This window comes from Nocardioides sp. (assembly GCF_050699375.1).
Classification (GTDB): Bacteria; Actinomycetota; Actinomycetes; order Propionibacteriales; family Nocardioidaceae; genus Nocardioides.
In genome coordinates this window covers 1-19,862 of record NZ_JBOHDN010000267.1, presented here as the reverse complement: position 1 = coordinate 19,862, position 19,862 = coordinate 1, and the positions used below count along the sequence as shown (strand labels likewise).

Annotated in this window: 18 protein-coding genes; 4 read left to right on the top strand and 14 right to left on the bottom strand. The window is 69.3% G+C overall.

Annotation, left to right across the window (positions count from 1 at the left end):
• Window positions 1-77: 77 nt before the first annotated feature.
• The 4 genes from ACRDPS_RS19385 to ACRDPS_RS19370 form a co-directional block, all read right to left on the bottom strand.
• Complete coding sequence (locus ACRDPS_RS19385; protein WP_431503296.1) at window positions 78-1,823, bottom strand: GMC oxidoreductase; 1,746 nt, start codon at window positions 1,821-1,823, stop codon at window positions 78-80.
• Window positions 1,820-3,442: a succinic semialdehyde dehydrogenase gene (locus ACRDPS_RS19380; protein ID WP_431503295.1), complete on the bottom strand. Its 1,623-nt coding sequence runs from the start codon at window positions 3,440-3,442 to the stop codon at window positions 1,820-1,822. Before ACRDPS_RS19380 ends, ACRDPS_RS19385 begins: the two co-directional genes overlap by 4 nt.
• Before the next feature lie 53 nt (window positions 3,443-3,495).
• Window positions 3,496-4,128, bottom strand: coding sequence for a hypothetical protein (locus ACRDPS_RS19375; RefSeq protein WP_431503294.1), 633 nt, complete (start codon window positions 4,126-4,128; stop codon window positions 3,496-3,498).
• 138 nt (window positions 4,129-4,266) lie between these two features.
• The gene (locus ACRDPS_RS19370; protein ID WP_431503293.1) at window positions 4,267-5,457 is read right to left on the bottom strand and encodes a hypothetical protein; all 1,191 of its coding nucleotides are present in this window, start codon (window positions 5,455-5,457) and stop codon (window positions 4,267-4,269) included.
• Window positions 5,458-5,564: 107 nt separating this feature from the next.
• On the opposite strand from ACRDPS_RS19370, the gene ACRDPS_RS19365 reads away from it, so the two are divergent.
• Together ACRDPS_RS19365 and ACRDPS_RS19360 are read left to right on the top strand one after the other, a co-directional pair.
• Window positions 5,565-6,695: a sensor histidine kinase gene (locus ACRDPS_RS19365; RefSeq protein WP_431503292.1), complete on the top strand. Its 1,131-nt coding sequence runs from the start codon at window positions 5,565-5,567 to the stop codon at window positions 6,693-6,695.
• The gene (locus ACRDPS_RS19360) at window positions 6,692-7,333 is read left to right on the top strand and encodes a response regulator (RefSeq protein ID WP_431503291.1); all 642 of its coding nucleotides are present in this window, start codon (window positions 6,692-6,694) and stop codon (window positions 7,331-7,333) included. Before ACRDPS_RS19365 ends, ACRDPS_RS19360 begins: the two co-directional genes overlap by 4 nt.
• 92 nt (window positions 7,334-7,425) lie before the next feature.
• On the opposite strand, the gene ACRDPS_RS19355 is transcribed toward ACRDPS_RS19360, so the two are convergent.
• The 10 genes from ACRDPS_RS19355 to ACRDPS_RS19310 all read right to left on the bottom strand — a co-directional run bounded on the left by ACRDPS_RS19355 (window position 7,426) and on the right by ACRDPS_RS19310 (window position 17,748).
• On the bottom strand, window positions 7,426-9,165 hold the full coding sequence (locus ACRDPS_RS19355) for a glycerol-3-phosphate dehydrogenase/oxidase (RefSeq protein ID WP_431503290.1): 1,740 nt from the start codon (window positions 9,163-9,165) through the stop codon (window positions 7,426-7,428).
• Window positions 9,166-9,280: 115 nt separating this feature from the next.
• Window positions 9,281-9,886, bottom strand: a complete 606-nt coding sequence (locus ACRDPS_RS19350; protein WP_431503289.1) for a C40 family peptidase — start codon at window positions 9,884-9,886, stop codon at window positions 9,281-9,283.
• Window positions 9,886-11,010, bottom strand: a complete 1,125-nt coding sequence (locus ACRDPS_RS19345) for a dipeptide epimerase (protein ID WP_431503288.1) — start codon at window positions 11,008-11,010, stop codon at window positions 9,886-9,888. The genes ACRDPS_RS19350 and ACRDPS_RS19345 overlap by 1 nt, the downstream gene beginning before the upstream one ends.
• Window positions 11,011-11,020: 10 nt before the next feature.
• On the bottom strand, window positions 11,021-11,791 hold the full coding sequence (locus ACRDPS_RS19340) for a serine hydrolase (protein WP_431503287.1): 771 nt from the start codon (window positions 11,789-11,791) through the stop codon (window positions 11,021-11,023).
• Window positions 11,792-11,987: 196 nt separating this feature from the next.
• Window positions 11,988-12,776 carry an SDR family oxidoreductase gene (locus ACRDPS_RS19335; RefSeq protein ID WP_431503286.1) on the bottom strand — a complete coding sequence of 263 codons (789 nt, stop codon included), beginning with the start codon at window positions 12,774-12,776 and terminating at the stop codon, window positions 11,988-11,990.
• A 91-nt stretch (window positions 12,777-12,867) separates the two neighbouring features.
• Window positions 12,868-14,196, bottom strand: a complete 1,329-nt coding sequence (locus ACRDPS_RS19330; RefSeq protein ID WP_431503285.1) for an ABC transporter substrate-binding protein — start codon at window positions 14,194-14,196, stop codon at window positions 12,868-12,870.
• Window positions 14,193-15,296 (bottom strand): branched-chain amino acid ABC transporter permease, encoded by a 1,104-nt coding sequence (locus tag ACRDPS_RS19325; RefSeq protein ID WP_431503284.1) that lies wholly within the window; start codon window positions 15,294-15,296, stop codon window positions 14,193-14,195. The genes ACRDPS_RS19330 and ACRDPS_RS19325 overlap by 4 nt, the downstream gene beginning before the upstream one ends.
• Before the next feature lie 3 nt (window positions 15,297-15,299).
• A complete protein-coding gene (locus ACRDPS_RS19320; protein ID WP_431503283.1) occupies window positions 15,300-16,178 on the bottom strand; it encodes a branched-chain amino acid ABC transporter permease in 879 nt (292 codons plus the stop codon).
• Between the two features lie 14 nt (window positions 16,179-16,192).
• On the bottom strand, window positions 16,193-16,897 hold the full coding sequence (locus tag ACRDPS_RS19315) for an ABC transporter ATP-binding protein (protein ID WP_431503282.1): 705 nt from the start codon (window positions 16,895-16,897) through the stop codon (window positions 16,193-16,195).
• Complete coding sequence (locus ACRDPS_RS19310) at window positions 16,897-17,748, bottom strand: ABC transporter ATP-binding protein (protein WP_431503281.1); 852 nt, start codon at window positions 17,746-17,748, stop codon at window positions 16,897-16,899. Before ACRDPS_RS19310 ends, ACRDPS_RS19315 begins: the two co-directional genes overlap by 1 nt.
• 146 nt (window positions 17,749-17,894) lie before the next feature.
• Between ACRDPS_RS19310 and ACRDPS_RS19305 the strand changes: the two genes are divergently transcribed.
• Together ACRDPS_RS19305 and ACRDPS_RS19300 are read left to right on the top strand one after the other, a co-directional pair.
• Window positions 17,895-19,109 carry a PucR family transcriptional regulator gene (locus ACRDPS_RS19305; protein WP_431503280.1) on the top strand — a complete coding sequence of 405 codons (1,215 nt, stop codon included), beginning with the start codon at window positions 17,895-17,897 and terminating at the stop codon, window positions 19,107-19,109.
• A gap of 239 nt (window positions 19,110-19,348) precedes the next feature.
• The coding region (locus ACRDPS_RS19300) for a maleylpyruvate isomerase family mycothiol-dependent enzyme (RefSeq protein WP_431503279.1) at window positions 19,349-19,862 on the top strand (514 nt) is incomplete at its 3' end.

Genomic DNA, 19,862 nt, shown 5'->3' with positions numbered 1-19,862 from the left:
CAACGACCCCTCTTGACCACAGTTACGGGCTGGAGAGAAACTTCCTCGTCTTTTCTGTCGCCAAGACAACCAATCCGTCAGCGTACGTCGACGATCGGCAGCCGCAGCGCCGCCGGAGCGGTCGCCGGCACCGCCGGCGCCGCCGGCGTGACGGGCTGGATCCGCGCATAGGCGTCACCCAGCACCGGCCGCGGGTCGGCCTGGTCCTTGTTGGGCCAGAACGCCATCGCCCGCTCGGCCTGTGCGGTGATCGTCAGCGACGGGTTCACGCCCAGGTTGGCGGAGATCGCCGAGCCGTCGACGACGTGCAGACCGTCATGGCCGTAGAGCCGCTGATAGGGGTCGATCACACCCGTCGCCACCGAGTCGCCGATCGTGCAGCCACCGATGAAGTGGGCGGTCATCGGCTTGTTGAACGGCTCCCCGATCGTGCCGCCGGCATACCCCTGCTTCTCGCCCGAGCTCATCACCCCGGCCATCTTCCGCACCGCGTCCAGACCCGCGGGGATCCAGGTCGGGTTGGGCTTGCCGTGGCCCTGCTTCGACGACATCCGCCAGCCGAGGAGCGTCCGCTTCGGGTAGGTCGTGATCGAGTTGTCCAACGCCTGCATGACCAGCGCGATGACGGTGCGCTCGGACCAGTGCTTGAAGTCGTAGAACGTACGCAGCGACCGCCGCTGCAGCCACATCTCCTTGAGCCACCGGCGGACCCGATGGGGACCACCTTCGGTGAGCACCGTCTGCATCGCCGCGATCGCGTTGCTGCCGTGCCCGTAGCGGACGGGCTCGATGTGGGTGTGGTCGTCGGGGTGCCACGAGGAGGTGATCGCCACGCCCTCGGAGTAGTCGATCGCCGTGCCCTTCGGGGCGATGGCGCCCAGGATCGACTCGGAGTTGGTCCGGGTCAGCTCGCCCAGGCGCGGCGAGATCTGTGGGAGGTCGCCGGTGCGCTTGAGCTTGTGGAGCAGCTTCTGGGTGCCGAGCGACGCCGCCGAGAAGATCACCTGGTCGGCGGTGAACCGCCGGGTCCGGCCGACGCCGAGCTTGGCCTTGGTGGAGCGGGTCTCGACGACGTACCCCTTGCCGTTCCTGGCCGGGTAGACCCGGGTCACCGTGGTCAGCGGGTGCACCTCGGCGCCGAGCTTCTCAGCGAGATAGAGATAGTTCTTGACCAGGGTGTTCTTCGAGTTGTGGCGGCAGCCGGTCATGCACTCGCCGCAGTTGAGGCAGGCACGGCGGTCCGGGCCCGCGCCGCCGAAGTAGGGGTCCGGCACCTTCTGCCCGGGCACGTGCTCGGGACCGCCGAAGAAGACCCCGACGGGCGCCTTGTGAAAGGTGTCGCCGCGGCCGGTCTCGGCCGCGACCTTCTGCATGACCTCGTCGGCCGGGGTCATGTCCGCGTAGGTGGTCACGCCGAGCATCCGCTTGGCCTGCTCGTAGTAGGGCGCGAGCTCGGCCTTCCAGTCGGTGATGTGGCTCCATGACGGGTCCTGGTAGAACGGGTCGAGCGGTTCGTAGAGCGTGTTCGCGTAGACCAGGGAGCCGCCACCGACCCCAGCACCGGCCATGATCACGGCGTCCTTGACCATGTCGATGCGCTGGATGCCGTAGCAGCCGATCGCCGGCGCCCACAGATATTTGCGCAGGTCGAAGGAGGTGTTGGGCAGCTCGTCGTCCTCGAACCGGCGTCCGGCCTCGACCACTCCGACCGAGTAGCCCTTCTCGGTCAGGCGCAGAGCGCTGACCGATCCGCCGAAGCCCGACCCGATGATGAGTACGTCGTAGTGCGTTCTGCCGATTGACGCTCGCTTGCGCTCGTTCATGCGCGGCCCAACGACTTCAGGACACGGAGCGAGGCCGTCATGAACTTGGCGTACGTCTGCTCGCTCATCCCGAACTGGGGCGCGAAGCGCAGGACCGCCTGGGAGGCGACCGACTGGGACTCGGTGTAGCGCAGGATGCCCTCGACGCCCTGACGCCGGCCCATCCCCGACTCACGCATCCCGCCCATCGGGGCATCGATGCTGGCGAACGAGGCGCCGAACGCCTCGTTGATGTTGATCGTGCCGCACTTGATCTGGCGGGCGATGTGACGGGCCCGAGCGGTGTCACGGCTGTAGATCGAGCCGTTGAGGCCGTACTCGCCGTCGTTGGCACGCTCGATCGCCTCCTCCTCGCTGTGGAAGCGGTAGAGGGAGACGACCGGGCCGAAGGTCTCGTTGCCGAAGCAGGTCATCTCCGGGGTGACACCCTCGAGGATGGTCGGCTCGAAGAAGAACGGTGCCAGGTCGGGGCGGGCCTTGCCGCCGGCGAGCACGCGGGCGCCCTTGGCGACGGCATCCTCGACGTGGGCGGTCGCGGCGTCCACCTGGGCCTGCGAGATCAGGGTGCCCATGTCGTTCTCCCACCCGAGGGTGGCACCGAGGGTCATCGCCTGGGTGCGGGCGACGAAGCGCTCCACGAACCGGTCGTAGACCTTGTCGTCGACGAAGAGCCGCTCGACGCTCACGCACAGCTGGCCGGCGTTGGAGAAGACCGCACGGGTCGCGCCCTCGGCGGCCTTCTCGATGTCGGCGTCGCCCAGGATCAGCATCGGGTTCTTCCCGCCGAGCTCCAGGCTGGCGCCGATCAGGCGCTCCGCGGCCTGCTTGGCGACGATCTTGCCGGTGTTGGTCGAGCCGGTGAAGCAGACGTAGTCGGCGCGCTGGATGATGCTCGTGCCGACCTTCGAGCCGGGCCCGGCGACGACCGTCCACAGGTTCTCCGGGAGCCCGGCCTCCTGAAGCAGCTCGGCGCCGAGGAGCGCGCTCAGCATCGTCTGCGAGTCGGGCTTGATGACGACCGCGTTGCCGGCGGCGAGCGCGGCCAGTCCGTCGCACAGGGCCATCGTGAAGGGGTAGTTCCAGGGGCTGATGATGCCGACGACGCCCTTGGGGACGTGGTTGAGGTCGACGCGGGTCAGCACCGGGATGACGCCGAGCTTGCGCTCGGTGTCGAGGATCTTCGACGACCTGCGGCCGTAGTAGCGCGCGGTCAGCGCGATGTGCAGCGGCTCGTCGAAGGCGTGCTTTCGGGCCTTGCCCGACTCGAGCACGATCAGGTCGAGGATCTCGTCCTGCCGGTCCAGGACGAGGTCGTGCAGCTTGATCAGGATGCGCTCGCGCTCGGCGACCGGGGTCGCGGCCCACTTCTCCTGGGCGACCCGGGCCTTGGCGAAGGACTCGGCGACGTCGTCGTCGCTCGACTGCGGGATGTGCGCCAACGGCGCCCCGTTGAGCGGACTGATGACCTCGCGGGTCTCCCCGGTGGTCGCCACGACGAGGCCGGTCAGGCGGGCGACATAGTCAGGTTCGAGGGCCAGGGACGCCGAGGCGTCGTGCTCGGGATCGAGCGGGCCCTCGACGATCGGGCCGCCGGAAGGGGTCGGGTTCGAAGCGCTCATGTACCGAGAGTATGTGACGACCGTCTCGGAAGCCAGACAGGCGTCTCACTAACTCACCATGCGAACGGTCCACCTCGGACCTCGGCGGTCCACCACAGGTAGGTGCAGCGCTCGGCGGGAAGGTCGATGTCCACACGGTCCAGCGGCAGCCGGTCGAGCGCGTACACGGTGCACTCCTCCTCCGGGGCCGCCCGGTAGAGATAGGCGTCCAGCGGCCACCTCGTCCGCAGCCACTCGTCCAGCCGCTCGGCCACCGAAGCGGTGAGTCCTGGCTCACGGTCCTGGCGGAGCCAGTAGGAGACCCTGGCGGTCGCTCCACCTGCGTACCTCAACAGGGTCTGGGCATCCGCGCCCATCGCCTCCAGGTAGGGAAAGAGGGGCTGCACGTAGAGACAGCCCAAGGACGAGGTGCCGTCGGGTTCGAGGAACAGGTAGGTGAAGGCTCGCTTCGCCTGGTGGTCGGACCAATGCCGGATGACGAGGGGCAGGTTGTCCTCGCGGCCGAAGCCCGTCACCGGCCACCTGCCGCAGCTGTGGTCGCGGATCACGTCGGGACTGGCCAGGTACGCCTCGGTGTCCAGGTCGAGCAGCTCGGGCCGCAACGGCTCGAGCACGAACTCGTCGGTGGCCAACGGCACGGGGGGATCTGTGACCAGGCGCTGACCTGAGCCTGCCGAAGGGAACATGTCGTCAGAGTGCTACGTGAGCCCGACCTACGCCACGGCAATTCCGCCTAACTGGCCCAGATCAGACGAGATTCTGGACCAGGTAGGCACGGTGGGCCGATGGTCGGTGACCAGGTTTCCCGTGAGGTTCCTCGGTTGTCAGTCGTTCGCGCAGTGCCGGCACTGGCTGCGCCGACGAACGAAGTAGGCGATGGCCGCCGCGCCGAGCAACGGCCCCCAGATCGGGAAGGGAAGGAGCAGGAGTGCTTCAGCTCCCAGGGCGTCGATGCCGCCTTCGCCCCCGTCAACGGACTGGAGGCTCGAGCGTCCTGCCAGGGTGACCGCCCCCGCCACGACGAGAGCCACGGCTGCGGGAGGTCCAGCCGGCACCACGCGACCGCGCAGCACAGGGACCCAGCGCGGGAAGACCTCGCCCCAGCGGCTGATGAGGCCGATCGTCAGAACACTTCCCGCGATCGCGGCGAACCCGAGGCTCAACCCGAAGACCCGCATCCCCGGGTCGGCTTCCAGCACGGCCACATCCGTCGACACCGGCCACGGTGTCATCCAGGTCATGCGGAACAGTGCGTACGGCAGCGGGCACAGGGCGGCGCCGATCGTGACCCAGCGACCCCAGGTGGCTGCGTCCCCGACGAAGCCGCGCGCCGGACGGCCGCAGTGCACACACTGCTCGCGCAGCCGACGCAGGTGGCGCACCGTGCTGGCAAGCCACAACGCGCCGCCGACGAAGGCGCCCCCGACCAGCAGCATGCCGGGCCCTGCCTTGGCGAAGCCGCCGGCCAACGCGTGGCCGGCGTCGCTGAAGGCATCCGCGTTGGCGCCGAAGACAACCAGGCCGGTCGCGATGACTGCCGCAGCGATGGTGACGACGACGAGGTTGCGACGATTTCCCCGGGCGCCGGCAACCAGGATGCCGAGCACGAGCACCGGTCCGAAGATCGCGCACAGGTAGCCCATCAGGATGAGCAGACGGATATCGGGCACGATCGCGGCGAAGACCAGGGTCTCGACGGCACCGATGGCGACGAAGCCGTACGCGAGCAGCGAGGAGGGAAGTCGGGCCGACATCGCCAGAGCGGCGCCGATACCCACCAGCCCCAGCGTCACGGTGGCCAGGCCGACGACCCGGGACGGCACGTCTGCGAGCAGGGAGAACCCGGCACTCATGTCGGCGCTGCCGAGCGGATACCAGCTGGGGTCGACGAGGATCCACGCGCCGACGGCGACAGCCAGGACGCTCCAGACTGCGGTGGCGATCTCGACAGCAGATCTTCGCGACGCTGCTGCGGCCGCTTCGGACGTACGGGTCGGTGTTGGTGTTGATGTCATGGATCCAGCGTCCTGGCCGGCCCTGCCGGACCGGATCACCCTCGCAGGTGGACCGCCTCCCCCGCGCGGGTGATCTGCGGGGGTGCGGCCTTTGAAAGGATGGCAGCATGCTGACCTCGGCGGTGACCTATCTGCGGATGGTCTTCGTGCTGCTCGGGGCCGGTGTGGCGCTGGCGTTCGCGATCCTCGACCTCACCGTCGTCGTCTTGATCGCCGAGAGCGACGACGTCCCGCTCGCCGTCACGGTCATGCTCGCCACGCTGATCTCGGTCGTTCCCATCGCTTGCCTCGGCCTCATCCCCGGGGTTCGCGAGATCGAGGCGACCGCAGCCCAGACACTGCTCGAGATCGATTTCCCAGGGGGCTCGCCGGGGCCCGCACGCACCTGGGCGGATCGTCGACGCACGCTGGTGTGGTTCGTGCTTCACCTGCTGTCCGGAGCCGTCATCGTGGCCATCGTCGGCGGGGCGATCACCGCAGGCTTCGGAGCGCTCGGCCTGGTCGCGATCGTGGCCGCCGTCGTCCTGGCCTCGGGCCTGGGCTACGCGCTGGGGTTGGTCGCGCCGGGCCTGCTCGGTCCGTCGTACGACGAGCGGATCTCCCGGCTGGAGTCGGAGTCAGCGCGCCTGGTGGAGCGCAACCGGCTCGCCCGCGAGATCCACGACAGCATCGGGCACGCCCTGTCTCTGATCACCGTCCAGGCGAGCGCCGCTGCGCTCGTCATCGACCGAGACCGCGACTTCGCCGTCAAAGCGCTGGGGGCGATCGAACAGGCGTCGCGTTCCGCGGCCGACGACCTCGACCACGCCTTGGGTCTGTTGCGCGAGAACGGACAGCCCAGCCGCACGTCTACACCAGACCTGAGCGCACTCGATTCGCTCGTCACCGCGGTGCGGTCGGCCGGACTCAAGGTGAAAGTGACCACTGACGGAGATCTGACCACGTTGCCGGCGATGATCGGCCGCGAGGCCTACCGGATCACCCAGGAGGGGCTTACCAACGCGATGAAGCACTCAACGGACCGCGCCGCCACCCTCACCGTCTCGGCGAGACCGGAGGAGCTCGCCATCAGGTTGACCAACACTGCTGCGCGCACTCGGGCGGAACGAGGTCGGGGACTGGCTGGGATCACCGAACGCGCGGCCACGCTGGACGGTTCCGCGGAGCACTCTCTCATCGACGGAGAGTTCCGCCTCGACGTCAGGATCCCGCTGACGGCTGGAAGGGGTGACTCATGATCACCGTCGTCCTGGTCGACGACGAGCCGCTGGTGCGCAGCGGCCTCCGCGCGATTCTCGAGTCCGCGGCCGACATCACGGTTGTGGGCGAAGCCGACGACGGGGCGGCCGCGCTCGCAGTGGTCCGTAGCGCCCGCCCGGACGTCGTGCTCATGGACGTGCGCATGCCGAGAGTCGACGGGATCGCCGCCACCCGACTCATCGTCGAGCTCGACCTGCCGCCCGCCGTGGTCGTGGTGACCACGTTCGAGAACGACGACTACGTGTATGACGCCCTGCGCGCGGGGGCACGTGGGTTCCTGCTCAAGCGGGCGTCGGCCGGGGACTTCGTCAACGCCGTCCGGACCGTCCACGAGGGTGATTCCCTGCTGTTTCCGGGTGCCATCCGCTCCCTGGTCGCTGCCGTCGGCGCGCCCGAGGGAGGCGGACTCGACGGCGCGCGGCTCACCAGCCGGGAGGCCGAGGTGCTACATCTCTTGGCCAGCGGCCGGTCCAACGCCGAGATCGCCGAAGACATCCATCTCGGAGTCGAGACCGTCAGGACCCACGTCCGCAACATCCTGGCCAAGCTCGGCGTCCGCGATCGCGTGCAGGCGGTCATCGCGGCGTACGAGAGCGGGTTCGTCTCGTCTCGATGAGGTCGCGGATCGTCTGGGCCGCGGCGAGCTGAACCCATTCCCAACCACAGGACAAGATCCGCAGCCCGACCCAGAGCCGCCGGTTTGCAGGGTCAGACGAGGTCCTGAACCTCCAACCGAGCGCGGTCGGCCTCCTCGTCGGTGACCTTCAGCTGGGAGCGGCGCTCGGCCTCGATGCGCCGCAGGTAGTGGTCGACCTCCTCCTGCGTACGCTGCTCGTCCCAGCCGAGCTCCTCGGCCATCAGCCGAGCGACGCCGGGGGCGGCGGAGACGCCGCGGTCGAAGGTCTCCATGGCGATCCTGGTGCGCCGCTCCAGCACGTCGTCGAGGTGGCGGGCGCCCTCGTTGTTGACGGCGTAGACGACCTCGGCGGCGAGATAGTCCTCGGCGCCCTCGAGCTGCAGCGCGAGCGGGCGGCGCTGCGAGATGAGGTCGAGCACATCGTCGATGAGGCCGCCGTGACGACCGAGGAGATGGTCGATCCTGCCGACGTGGAGGCCGGAGCGGCGGGCCAGGAGAACCCGCTGGTTCGAGCGGGTCTCGAAGCCCTCGGCCCCGACGAGACGCACCTTGTCGGTGATCGACTCGCGCAGGGTCATGTTGGTGGTCGTCCCCAGCGAGTGGGCAGCTGCGTCGACGGCGTCCTTGGCCATCACCCGGTAGGTGGTCAGCTTGCCGCCGGCGATCAGCACCAGACCCGGCAGCGGCGTGACCACTGTGTGCTCGCGGCTGAGGCCGGCCGTCTGGTCGGACTCGCCGGTCAGGAGCGGGCGCAGCCCCGCGTACACGCCCTCGACGTCCTCGAGGTCGAGCGGCTCGCGCAGGATGGCGTTGACGTGCTCCAGGACGTACTCGATGTCGGTCTTGGACGCCGCCGGGTGCGCGAGATCGTACGTCCACGGGGTGTCGGTGGTGCCGATGATCCAGTGGCGACCCCACGGGATCACGAACAGGACGCTCGTCTCGGTGCGCACGATGAAGCCCGACTCCGAGCGGATCCGGTCGCGCGGGACGACGAGGTGGATGCCCTTGGACGCCTTCACGTGCAGGGCGCCGCGGCCGCCGACCATGTCCTGGATCTCGTCGGTCCACACCCCGGCGGCGTTGACGACCGTCTTCGCCCGGATGACCAGGTCCTGGTCGTGCTCGAGATCCCTGGCATGTACGCCGACGACCCGCTCGCCCTCGCGGAGGAACCCGGTCACCTGGACCCTGGTCGCGACCTGGGCTCCGTGGGACGCGGCGGTGCGGGCGATCGTCATCACCAGGCGGGCGTCGTCGACCTGGGCGTCGTGGTACTGGATCGCGCCGGTGATCGTGTCGGTGTTGAAGTCCGGCGCGATCCTGGCCACGCCCTTGCGGGTGAGATGGCGATGGCGCGGGAGACCGGAGTTGCCCATCCCGGAGAGCGGCCCGAAGGACGCCATCGTGTCGTAGAGGGCCAGACCGGAGCCGACGTAGAACCGCTCCCAGACGGAGTTGGTCAGCGGGTAGAGGAACGGCACCGGCCGGACCAGGTGCGGGGCCAGCGTGTTGAGCAGCAGCCCACGCTCCTGGAGTGCCTCGCGCACCAGCGCGAAGTCCATCATCTCCAGGTATCGCAAGCCCCCGTGCACGAGCTTCGAGCTGCGCGAGCTCGTCCCCGAGGCCAGGTCGCGCTGCTCGATCAGCCCCGTGCTCAGCCCTCTGGTGACGGCGTCCAGCGCCACCCCGGCGCCGGTCACACCCCCTCCGACGACGAGTACGTCGAGCTCGGTCTCCCCCGCCGCCCCGACCATCGTGCCGATCGCGAGGTCGCGGCTCTGTGGACTCAGTGCCCCTGTACGAGTCATACGTTCGAAGTTAACTCACCACGCCGAATTGTCACTTCTGGCGCGCGAGAATTCACCGGCGCTGACCGAGAAGTCACATTCGCAGGCCGAGAAGTCACTTCTGCAGGCCGAGAGGTCAGAGGCGGGCGGCGGTAACGAGCGTGTTGGCGCGGTCGAAAGGCATGGGCTCCTCGACGACGGCCGTCTTGTCGCCGTCGGCGTGGATCATCGGACGTACGCCGTCGGGTCCGGGGGCCGCGGTGGCGATGGCCACGTGGAAGACCCGGGGGCCCTCGGCGAAGAAGTAGAGGTCACCGGGACCCACCTCGTCGAGGTCGATCGCCGCGAGCGCGGCGGCCTGGTCGCCGGCGTCGCGCGGGAGACGTACGCCGATGTCCTCGGCCGCCCGGAACACCAGGCCGGAGCAGTCGATGCCGGCGCCGGTGGTGCCGCCCCAGACGTAGGGGACCCCGAGGTAGGTGCGGGCCTTGGCCAGGAGCGCCTCGACGCCCTCACCGACCTCGACGTTCCGCTGCGGGCCGTCGGTCAGGGCGGCCGAAGGCAACCAGCCCGGATAGCCGCGCTCGTCCTTCGACGAGGCATGTGCAGGGACGACCACGTGCGCCCAGTCCCCCTGCGTCTCGAGGACGACGACCTCCTCGCCGGGGACGACCTCGGTCTCGTGCTCGGCGTCATCGGCCGGCGCGGCCACGACGAAGGTCGGTCGGTCGACGGTCTTCATCAGAGAACTCCTTCGATGCCGAGGCCCGGCTCGTCCGAGAAGAGGATCCTAGGGCCGTCATAGGTGATGCCGCCGGCGTATGGGCTCGTCCTGGCCCACCAGCCCGCGTCGAGGTCCTGCTCGCCCGGGATGCCGAGCGCGGTGACGACGGCAGCGGCCGCGCCGATGCCGAGGTGTGACTCCATCATGCACCCGACGAGGCGGTCGAGGCCGTGGCCCTTGGCGACCTCGAGCAGCTCGATCGCCGGGGTCAGCCCGCCGCACTTGGCCAGCTTCACGTTGACCGCGTCGGCCGCGCCGGCGCGGATGACATCGACGAGGTCCTCGAGGTCGAAGACCGACTCGTCGGCAAGGATCTTGTAGGGCTGATGACGCCGGACGTACGCCATCCCCTCCAGGTCACGCCGAGCGACCGGCTGCTCGACGAACTCCAGCTCGACGCCCGCATCGGCCAGCGTCGACAGCACCGCGACCGCGTCGTCGGCGCGCCACCCGGTGTTGGCGTCGAGGCGAAGCGTGACCTTGTCGGCGATCGACTTCTGGCGGCGTACGTCCTCGACGGAGTCGCGAACCGCGATGACGCGCGCGGCGTCACCGCCGGCATCGGTCCCGACCTTGACCTTCAGGGTCCGGAACCCGTCGCGCACCCGGGCGGCGGCTGCCTGCGCGAGCTCGTCCGGGGTGCCGACCGAGAGGGTGACGTCGGTGAACGCCCGCGGCCGATGGGCCGACCGGGAGCCGACGAGGCCGCGCAGATATTCGGTGAGCGTGAGGCCGGCGCGACGGGACACCAGGTCGTACAGCGCGATGTCGGCGGCCATCTTCGCCGAGCGGTTGCCGACGACGGCACGCTGCACCCGCCCCGTCGACGACAGGTCGCCTGGAGCGCCGACGAGCACGTCGGAGATCGGTCCTTCCAGAGCGGCCGAGGATCCGGCGAACGACTCACCGGTGACCTTCCAGACCTGGGGCGCCTCGCCCCACCCGAGGCAGCCGTCGGAGTCCTCGACGGTGGCCACGACGGTCTCCGCGAAGTCGGTGCGGCGCAGCGCCGTCACGAAGGGCGTGTGCAGCGGCACCCGGACACGCTGGGTGCGCACCGCGACGACCCGCGGCGAGGTCACGGCGCCGACCTCACAGGGTCGACCAGAGGTAACGCGCGACCTCGCTGATCCGGAACTCCGACTCGTCGTCGTCCAGGCCGGTCGTGAGCACGACCATCACCTGCGGCTCGCCCTCGGCGGGCCGGATGATCGCCATGTCGTGGCGTACGCCGTCGACCCAGCCGGTCTTGTTGCCGACGACCGCGTCCTCGGGCACCCCGAGCGGGATCGCGTCGCGGTAGTGCTGGTCGAGCAGGATCCCCTCCAGCTCCGCGGTCGACTCGGGCGATAGGAGACGGCCGGAGGCGAGCTTGGAGAGCAGCTTGCCCATGTCGTTGGCGGTCGCCAGGTTCTGCAGCCCCGCCTCGCGCGCGGGCGCGTCCTCGATCCCACGGGAGACGGTCGTCATCGGGGTCACGTCCGCGTCCGCGAGCACGGTCGCGACCGCGTCCAGCCCGACCCGCTCGAGCACGAGGTTGACGGCGAGGTTCCCCGACACGGTCAGGGAGCGGCGTACGAGATCACCCAGCGGCAGCGCGGAGCCTGCCGCCGCCCAGGTCTCGGGATCCTGGTCCTCGGCGGGATCCATCTCGAACCGCTCGCCGACGACAGCGGAGTCGAAGTCGGGATGAACGGCGATCGGCTCGTCCAGCGACAACAGCCCGCGGTCGCGCAGCCGATAGGCGGCGATCGCCACGGGCACCTTCATCAGGCTCGCCGCATAGTGCTGCTGGTTGACGTTCTGCGCCTGCGTCGGGATGCCGTCGAGGCCGCTGAGCCAGGTCGAGACCAAAGGTTCCACATCGGCGAGACTAGTGGAGGCACCCCCAAAACGCCGTTGACGCCGCCTCCTGGCGCTGCTTCACTCCCTGCCGTGACTCCTGCGCAGACCCTCGATCCCGCCCCTGTCATCGACGAGACGATCCGGTTGCCGCCCACGAGGCACTCGAGCGGGCGCACTCGCTGGCGCTCGCCCGCCTCACATCCTGAGGCCAGGCTCAGTCCGGATCGGAGGGCGCGTCGAGCTCCTGCCTGACACGGTTCACGCCGTCGATCCAGGCGTCGATGTCCGAGGCACGCGTGGCGTACTCCTCGGCCACGTCGGGCTCGAGCGAGATCCAGAACTGCGAGCTCTGCCCGGCAACCCAGACGGCGTCGGCGACTTCCTCGGCGGTGAGTGCGCCCTCGGCCGACCGGAAACCCGGGAGCCCGGAGGAGCGTTCGAGCATCCCCGTCTTCACGCTGCGCGCGACGATCGCCTGAGCGACGACGCCCTGGTGCCGGTAGGTGGCGGCGAGCCATTCGGCGAAGGCGATCTCGGCGTGCTCGGTGGCCGCGTAGGAGGGGGAGCCGAGCAGCGTGAGGAGGCCCGCGGAAGAGGAGGTGACCACGAACCGACCGGCACCGCGGGCGACCCAGTCCGGCAGCAGCAGCCGTGCGGCGCGTACGTGGGCGAGGACGTTGACCTCGTACGAGGTCAACCAGGCGTGGTCGGAGGCCTCGAGGCCTCGGCCGCGCTCGACTCCCGCGTTGCCATACCAGGCGTCGATCTTGCCGAGCTCCTCCCGGGCAGCGTCCACGAGCGCCGCGGTGCCGGCGGCCGTGGCGGCGTCGCCGGGGACCGCGAGGGCGCCGATCGAGCCGGCCACCTTCGAGAGCTCGTCGGCGTCGATGTCGGCCACGACGACACGACACCCTTCTGCGGCGAACCGCGTGGCCAGCGCCTTCCCGATGCCTCGGGCGGCTCCGGTCACAACCACTCCGCTCCCGGGTGCGAGCACGTTCACGGACCGACCACCTCCAGTGGCGTTAGCGATGGCTATTCACTGTAACGGAGGCCGGTCCGTGCGCGTGCGGCAACCTACTGATCAGTAGTGGTCACTCGGGCAGCCCGGAGGCGGGCGGTGCGTCCGAGGCGGCGCTGTCGTCCTCCTCGATCGGCGCGTCGCCGATGTCGGTGACGAGCACCGGCGTGAGCGGTTCGGAGGCGCCGTTCTTGATCTCGACGACGCTCGTCCCGGAGATGCCCATGTGCGAGTCCTCGGAGAACCGGAACGGCGCGAGCCCCGGTCCTTCGAAGGAGGAGCCTTCCTTCTCGATGGTCTCCACGATCGACTCCCGGGTCAGGTCCTTGCCGTTGGCCTGCAGCGCCTGGACGAAGGTGTAGGCCTGCGACATGCCGTAGATCCGGTAGTTGGAGAGCTTCCCCGAGCCCTTCTTGGAGTACTCGTCCCAGACCTTCTGCCACAGCTTGACCCACTCGTCGTCGGGGGCGTCGACGCCGGGGATGTACTCGGTCGTCATCATCCCGTCCATCAGCTTCACGCCCTGCTCGGCCGGGATCTTGCCCTTGGTCATCGAGGCGAGCAGCCCGCCGACGAGCGCCGGGTCGGAGCCGACGTTGCTGTAGAACCACTTCGCCTTGAAGCCGACGCCCTGCGCGGCGATCTGGCTCAGCGCCGTATAAGACGGCGTGTTGAAGCCGAGGACCAGGTCGACGCCCTTGGACTTGAACGAGGACATCTGGGGAGCGAAGTCGGTCGACCCGCCCGGGGTGTACTTCTGCACGTCGACGATCTGGTCGTCGAGGAACTGCCGCGCACCCTTCTCACCGTCCTCACCGAAGTCGTCGTCCTGCAGGAAGAGACCGACCTTGGCGTCGGGCATGTTCTCCTTGACGTACTGCCCGATGATCTTGCCCTCGATCTCGTAGTCGGGCTGCCAGCCGAAGGTCATCGGGCTCTTGGCGGGATCGTCGCCCCACTGCAGCGAGCCGCTGGAGACGAACAGGTCGGGGATGCCGTCGTCGTTGAGCCGCTGCACGACCGCACGGTGCGTCGGGGTGCCGAGGCCCGCGACCATCGCGAAGATCTCGTCCTGCAGGATCATGTCGTTGGTGACGGCGCTGGTGTTGGTCGGGTTGTACGCGTCGTCCTTGACGACCATCTCGATCTCACGTCCGTGGACGCCGCCGTTGTCGTTGACGTACTCGTAGAAGGCCTGGTGGCCGGACGGGATCTCCGAGTAGCCCGGTGCGGCCGGTCCGGTCAGCGGGAAGTGCGCGCCGACCTTGATGGTGGTGTCGGTGACACCGACGGCCGTCCCGTCCTCGGAGGGTCGTTCCTTCCCCGCGCCACAGGCCGCGAGGAGGGAGGCAGTGGTGAGGACGCAGACGACCTGTACCGCCCTGCGTGCAGTGCTTCTCATGTTGTCTTCTCCTTGGTTGACCCGAGAGGTGATGGTCCCGACCGTGAGGTGATGCGCGCCCACAACGGCCGCAGACTGCCGACGATCCCCGTCGGGGCGAGGAGGATGACGAGCATCAGGACCAGCCCGTAGACCACCGGGGTGACCTCCGCGGCCTGGGTGGGGCTGAGCCCGACCGACTCCCCGAGATCGGTGGCGAAGTGAGGAAGAAAGGCGAGTACGCCGGCCCCGATGAGCGCTCCGGTCAGGCTGCCGAGCCCGCCCAGGACGACCGCTGCGAGCAGCGTCAGCGAGAGCGTGATCGTGAACGCGCCCGGTGCGGTGAGGCGTACGTTCATGGCCATCAGGCCGCCGGCGAGCCCGGCGCACATGGCGCTGACGGTGAAGGCGACCACGCGGGCGCGGCCCAGGTGGATGCCGGCCAGCTCGGCGGAGACGTCGTCGTCCCTGACGGCCCGCCAGCGGCGACCGATCCGCGAGCGGCTCAGGTTGGCCATCGCGACGAAGGTGATCACCAGGAGCAGCCAGCCGAGGTAGGCGAGGAACGAATATTGGTCGATCTCGACGGCGGTGAAGAACCACACCAGGTCCTGGATCCACGCCGGGAGCTCGCTGGCGCGCGGCACCGGCACCTGGAGTCCCTGCTCGCCACCGAGGATGTCCCACTGGTTGGCCAGGCGTGGCACGGCGACGGCCAGCGTCAGGGTCGCGCCGGCGATGTAGGGCCCGTGCAACCGCGCCGCTGGGACCCCGACCACGACCCCGACGACGGCGCAGACGGCGATCGCGACCAGGAGGGCGACGAAGACGTCGGCCAGGGTCTCGCCGCCGGTGCGCTCGAGCACGAGCGTCGCTGCGTACGCCCCGACGGCCATGAGCGCGCCGTGACCCAGCGAGAGCTGGCCGGAGAGGCCGGTGAGGAGCGTGAGACCGCCGGCGGCGATGGCGAAGTAGGCCATCTCGGCGTAGCGGGTCTGCAGGTATTGGCTGGAGGTGCCGATGACCGCCGCCACCACCAGGAAGGCGACCAGGGCGATGAGCAGATGACGGGCCAGCGGTACGTTCCGGACCGGTCGGACGAGGGAGCGCAGACGTTCCATGGGTCAGACCCTCCTGGCCGCGGCCGCCGAGAAGAGGCCGCTGGGACGCACCAGCAGCACCACCATCAAGATCCCCAGCGCGACCAGCGGAGCCACGTGCTCGCCGACGTAGCCGGTGACGTAGGAGAGCGAGAGCCCGAGGATCAGCCCGCCGATCACCGATCCGAGCGGCGAGTCGAGGCCGCCCAGCACGGCAGCGATGAAGCCGTAGATCACGAACGGGTCCATGAACGCCGGGTTGACCAGATCGCCGCCGGCGATGAGCATCCCGGCCACCGCACCCACGGCCGCTGCGAGCGCCCAGCCGAGCGTGAGCATGCGGCCGACGCGTACTCCCAGAAGCCTGGACACCTCACCGTTGAACGCCGCGGCGCGCATCCGCAGCCCCAGGTCGGTGAAGCGGAAGAGGAGGACGAGTCCGGCCATCACCACGGCGACCACGACGATGGTGAGGATGCCGAACGGGGTGATCCCGACCGAGGTGTCGCCGACCTCGAGGGCGTTGGTGCCGACCGGCGCCGGGAAGCCACGATGCTGGACGCCGAAGGTGATCGCGGTCAGTCCGTGGAGCACCATGAACAGGCCGAGCGTGAGGATCACCGCGTTGAGCTCGGCCTTGCCCTCGACGGGCCTGATGATCACCCGTTCGATCACCGCGCCGAGGGCGAACCCGGCGGCGAGGGCGGCCACGAAGGCGACCCAGTAGGGCACGTCGGCGTTGATCAGCGAGAGCGCGATATAGGTGGTCACCATCGCCATCGCCGCCTGGGCGAAGTTGACGATCCGGGTCGAGCGCCAGATCAGGCACAGTGCCAGCGCGAAGGCGGCGTAGACGGCGCCGAGGACCAGTCCGCCGAGGGTGGTGTCGAGAAACTGTTGCACTTTTCCTCCTTGGCCTAGAACCCGAGGTAGGCGTGGCGGAGCTGCTCGTCGGCGGCCAGCTCGGCTGCCGGCGCCGAGGCGACGACCTTGCCGAGATTGAGGACGACTCCGTGGTCAGCGATGGACAGGGCACTGCGAGCGTTCTGCTCGACCAGGACGACGGTGAGCTCCTCGGTCCGCACCAGCCCGCGGAGCAGATCGAGGATCTGGGCGACCACCTTGGGCGCGAGCCCCAGGGACGGCTCGTCGAGCAGGAGTACGCTCGGCCGCGCCATCAGCGCGCGGCCGATGACGAGCATCTGTCGCTCGCCTCCGGAGAGGGTGTGCGCGGTGGCCTCTCGGCGCTCACCCAAGCGGGGAAAGAGCTCGAAGATCCGCTCGATCGGCATCGGCTCGGAGCCGGTCGCGCGATGCAGGCCGCCGAGGCGGAGGTTCTCGGTGACGGTCAGCTCGGCGATGACGCCGCGCCCCTCGGGGACGTGCGCCAGGCCGTACGACGTCAGCTTCTCCGTCGCGGTCCGGGTGATGTCCTTGCCGTCCAGCTTCACGGTGCCCTTCGTGGACTTCACCAGGCCGGAGACCGTGCGGAGCAGGGTGGTCTTCCCGGCGCCGTTGGCGCCCAGGACCGCGGTGACCTGCCCTCTCGCGGCGGTGAAGGTGACGCCGTTGAGCGCCTTGACAGGTCCGTACGCAGCGCTCAGGTCTTCGACGGCGAACATCAGGCCTCCTCTCGATCCTCGGTGGCCGAGCCTGTCGAGACCTCCAGCGGAGGGGTCGGGGTCTCGACAGGCTCGGCGACCGACTCGCCCAGGTAGGCGGCGAGCACGGCCGGGTCGTTGCGGATCTCGTCGGGGGTGCCGGCGGCGATGACGCGGCCGAAGTCGAGCACTGTGATCCGGTGGCAGACCGACATCACCAGGTCCATGTGGTGCTCGACGAGCATCACGGCGGTCCGTTCGGTCAGGCCCTTGATGATCTCGCCGAGCTCGTCCATCTCCCCGGCGCTCAGCCCGCTGGCGGGCTCGTCGAGGAGCAGGAGCTCCGGGTCGGCGACCAGGGCGCGGGCGAGCGCGACCTTCTTGCGGATCGGGTAGGGCAGGCTGCCCGGGTAGCGGGTGGCGTACGACTCGATCCCGAGCTCACCGAGGACCTCGCGCGCCTTGGCCGCGAGGCGGGCGTCGTCGCGATGGCCCAGCCCGAGCAGGCCTCGCACGAAGCCGGCACGGGCGAGACGGTCCGCGCCGACCATGACGTTGTCGAGCACCGTCATCCGCTCGAAGAGCCCGAGCCCCTGCAGGGTCCGGGCGATGCCGTGGCCGGCGAGCTGGTGCGGGCGGAGGTTGTCGATCGTCTTGCCGCGCAACCGCAGCTCACCCTCGGCCGGAGCGACGAAGCCGCACACGACGTTGAAGAGGGTGGTCTTGCCGGCCCCGTTGGGGCCGATGACGCCGAGCACCTCATGGGGTGCGACCTCCAAGGAGACACCCTCGAGGGCGCGCACGCCTCCGAACCGGACCGAGACTCCGTCGACAGCGAACAGCGCCGTGGTCTCGCCAGGCTTCTGCATCATGCTCCCCTCACCTATGTGACGGGTATCACTTTGGACTCTCCGCACAATTCGGGATATGGGCAGTGTGCACAAAATCATTCGGGCGCTGCGCCCCAGATTCCCCGGATCACTGGCGGATGACTCGGCACGCATGGGACGCTCCGCACATGGATGTGACGCGTGACACATCTGCCGACTCGACGCTTCGTCCGTTGGTGGAACGTGCCTGGGCCTCCCTGGTGAGCCAGGCCGATGCCATCGCCGACGACATCACGCTGACCCTGATCGCGATCCAGCCGGAGTGGCACCGCAACGCCGATCCCTCGATCCGCGCGGACCTTCGCTCGAGCACCCGCGAGCACGTACGCCGCGGCATCCGCGCCATGGCCGGCCTCACCCCTGGCGCCAACCCCGTCGACCTGTGGCGCGATACCGGCCGCCGCCGCGCGCGTCAGGGCGTACCTCTGGAGTTCTGCCTCAACGCCTACACCGTCGGCACCCGGATGCTGTGGGAGGCGATGGTCCACCAGCAGGCGGCGCTGGGGATCGACGACCGGGTGATGGTGCTCGCCGGGCGCCAGGTCTGGACCGACCTGGACGTGCAGAACTCGGTGATGTCGGCGGCCTACCGGAAGGAGTCGGCGCTGCTGCAGCGGCGCGACCTCCAGCTCCAGGGCAGGCTCCTGGACGGGTTGGCGGAGGGTCGCGGCGGTGACCCCGCCTTCGCCGCGGAGGTGCAGGACATCCTCGGGATCGCCGCCGACGAGCAGATGGCCTGCGTCGTCGCCGCCTTCGACGGCAACCGCGACTCCCCGCTTCGCAACCCCGACGACCGGCTGGAGAGGGCCGACCTGATCTCCTTCTGGCACGTACGCGGCGACCACCACTTCGGGCTGGTTCCCCTGGGATCACGTCCGGTCGGCGAGGCCGTCGCCAACCTCGTCGAGCAGCTCACGGGCTGCAACTCCGGCCGCGTCGGGATCGCCACCGCCGACGACCTCAGCGGCTTCGGCACCGCCTTCCAGCTCGCCACGCACACCGTGGAGACCGTGCCCCGGGGACGTACGGACATCGCGGTCGTCGACGACCGCCTCCCGCAGGTGCTCCTGACCGCCTCCCCCGCCGTCTCCCACCTGCTCGTACGCCGCACCCTCGGCCCGATCCTGGCCCAGCCGAACCACCAGTCCGATGTCCTGCTCGCCACCCTGCGCGCCCTCATCGCCCACGGCGGCTCCCCCACCCACGCCGCCGAGGACCTGATCTGCCACCGCAACACGGTCATCTACCGCATCAAGCAGATCCAAGACCTCACGGGCAGGAGCATCTCCGCCCCCCACGACCGCCTCCTCCTCGCCCTAGCCCTGATGGCCCTCGAGAAGTAGCCCTTTCTCGCCGAAGCGTCAGTCCTGCAGGCCGAGAAGTCACTCGTGCAGGCCGAGAAATCACTCGTGCAGGCCGAGAAGTCACTCGTGCAGGCCGAGAGGTCACTTCTGCAGGCCGAGAGGTCAGTTGTGCAGGCCGAGAAGTCAGGTGTGCAGGCCGAGAAGTCAGGTGTGCAGGCCGAGAAGTCAGGTGTGCAGGCCGAGAGGTCACGTACGAGCGCACCTGCCAGAGTGTCCGCATGACGAAGCTATCGGTGATCCAGCTGCGGGAGCGTGACGCGCTGGTCCGGGACGTTCGCTCGCTCTCGCCTGACCAGTGGCGCTCGTCGACCCTCTGCGGAGAGTGGGACGTGGAGGAGGTCGTGGCTCACCTCGGCGCGGCCTCGCGCCTCTCCTTCCCGGGCTGGCTGCGCAGCATGATCGGCGCCCGGTTCGACCCGGACGTACACAACCGACGGCGGCTGGAGGAGTTCCGCGGCGCCTCGCCTGAGGAAACTGTCGCGAGATTCGCGGAAATTGGCCCGATCGGGCTCCCGCGAAAGGAGAGCGCCGGCGGGCTGGGGGAGATGATCGTGCACTCCGAGGACATCCGGCGCCCGCTCGGCATCAAGCATGATCCCGACCCCGAGGGACTCCTGGCCGTAGCGACCTTCTTCGCCACCAAGGACTTCGCGGTCAACAGTTCGACCCTGGTCTCGGGACTCCGCCTCCGGGCCGTGGACGCGGAGTTCGACGCCGGCGACGGCCCCGAGG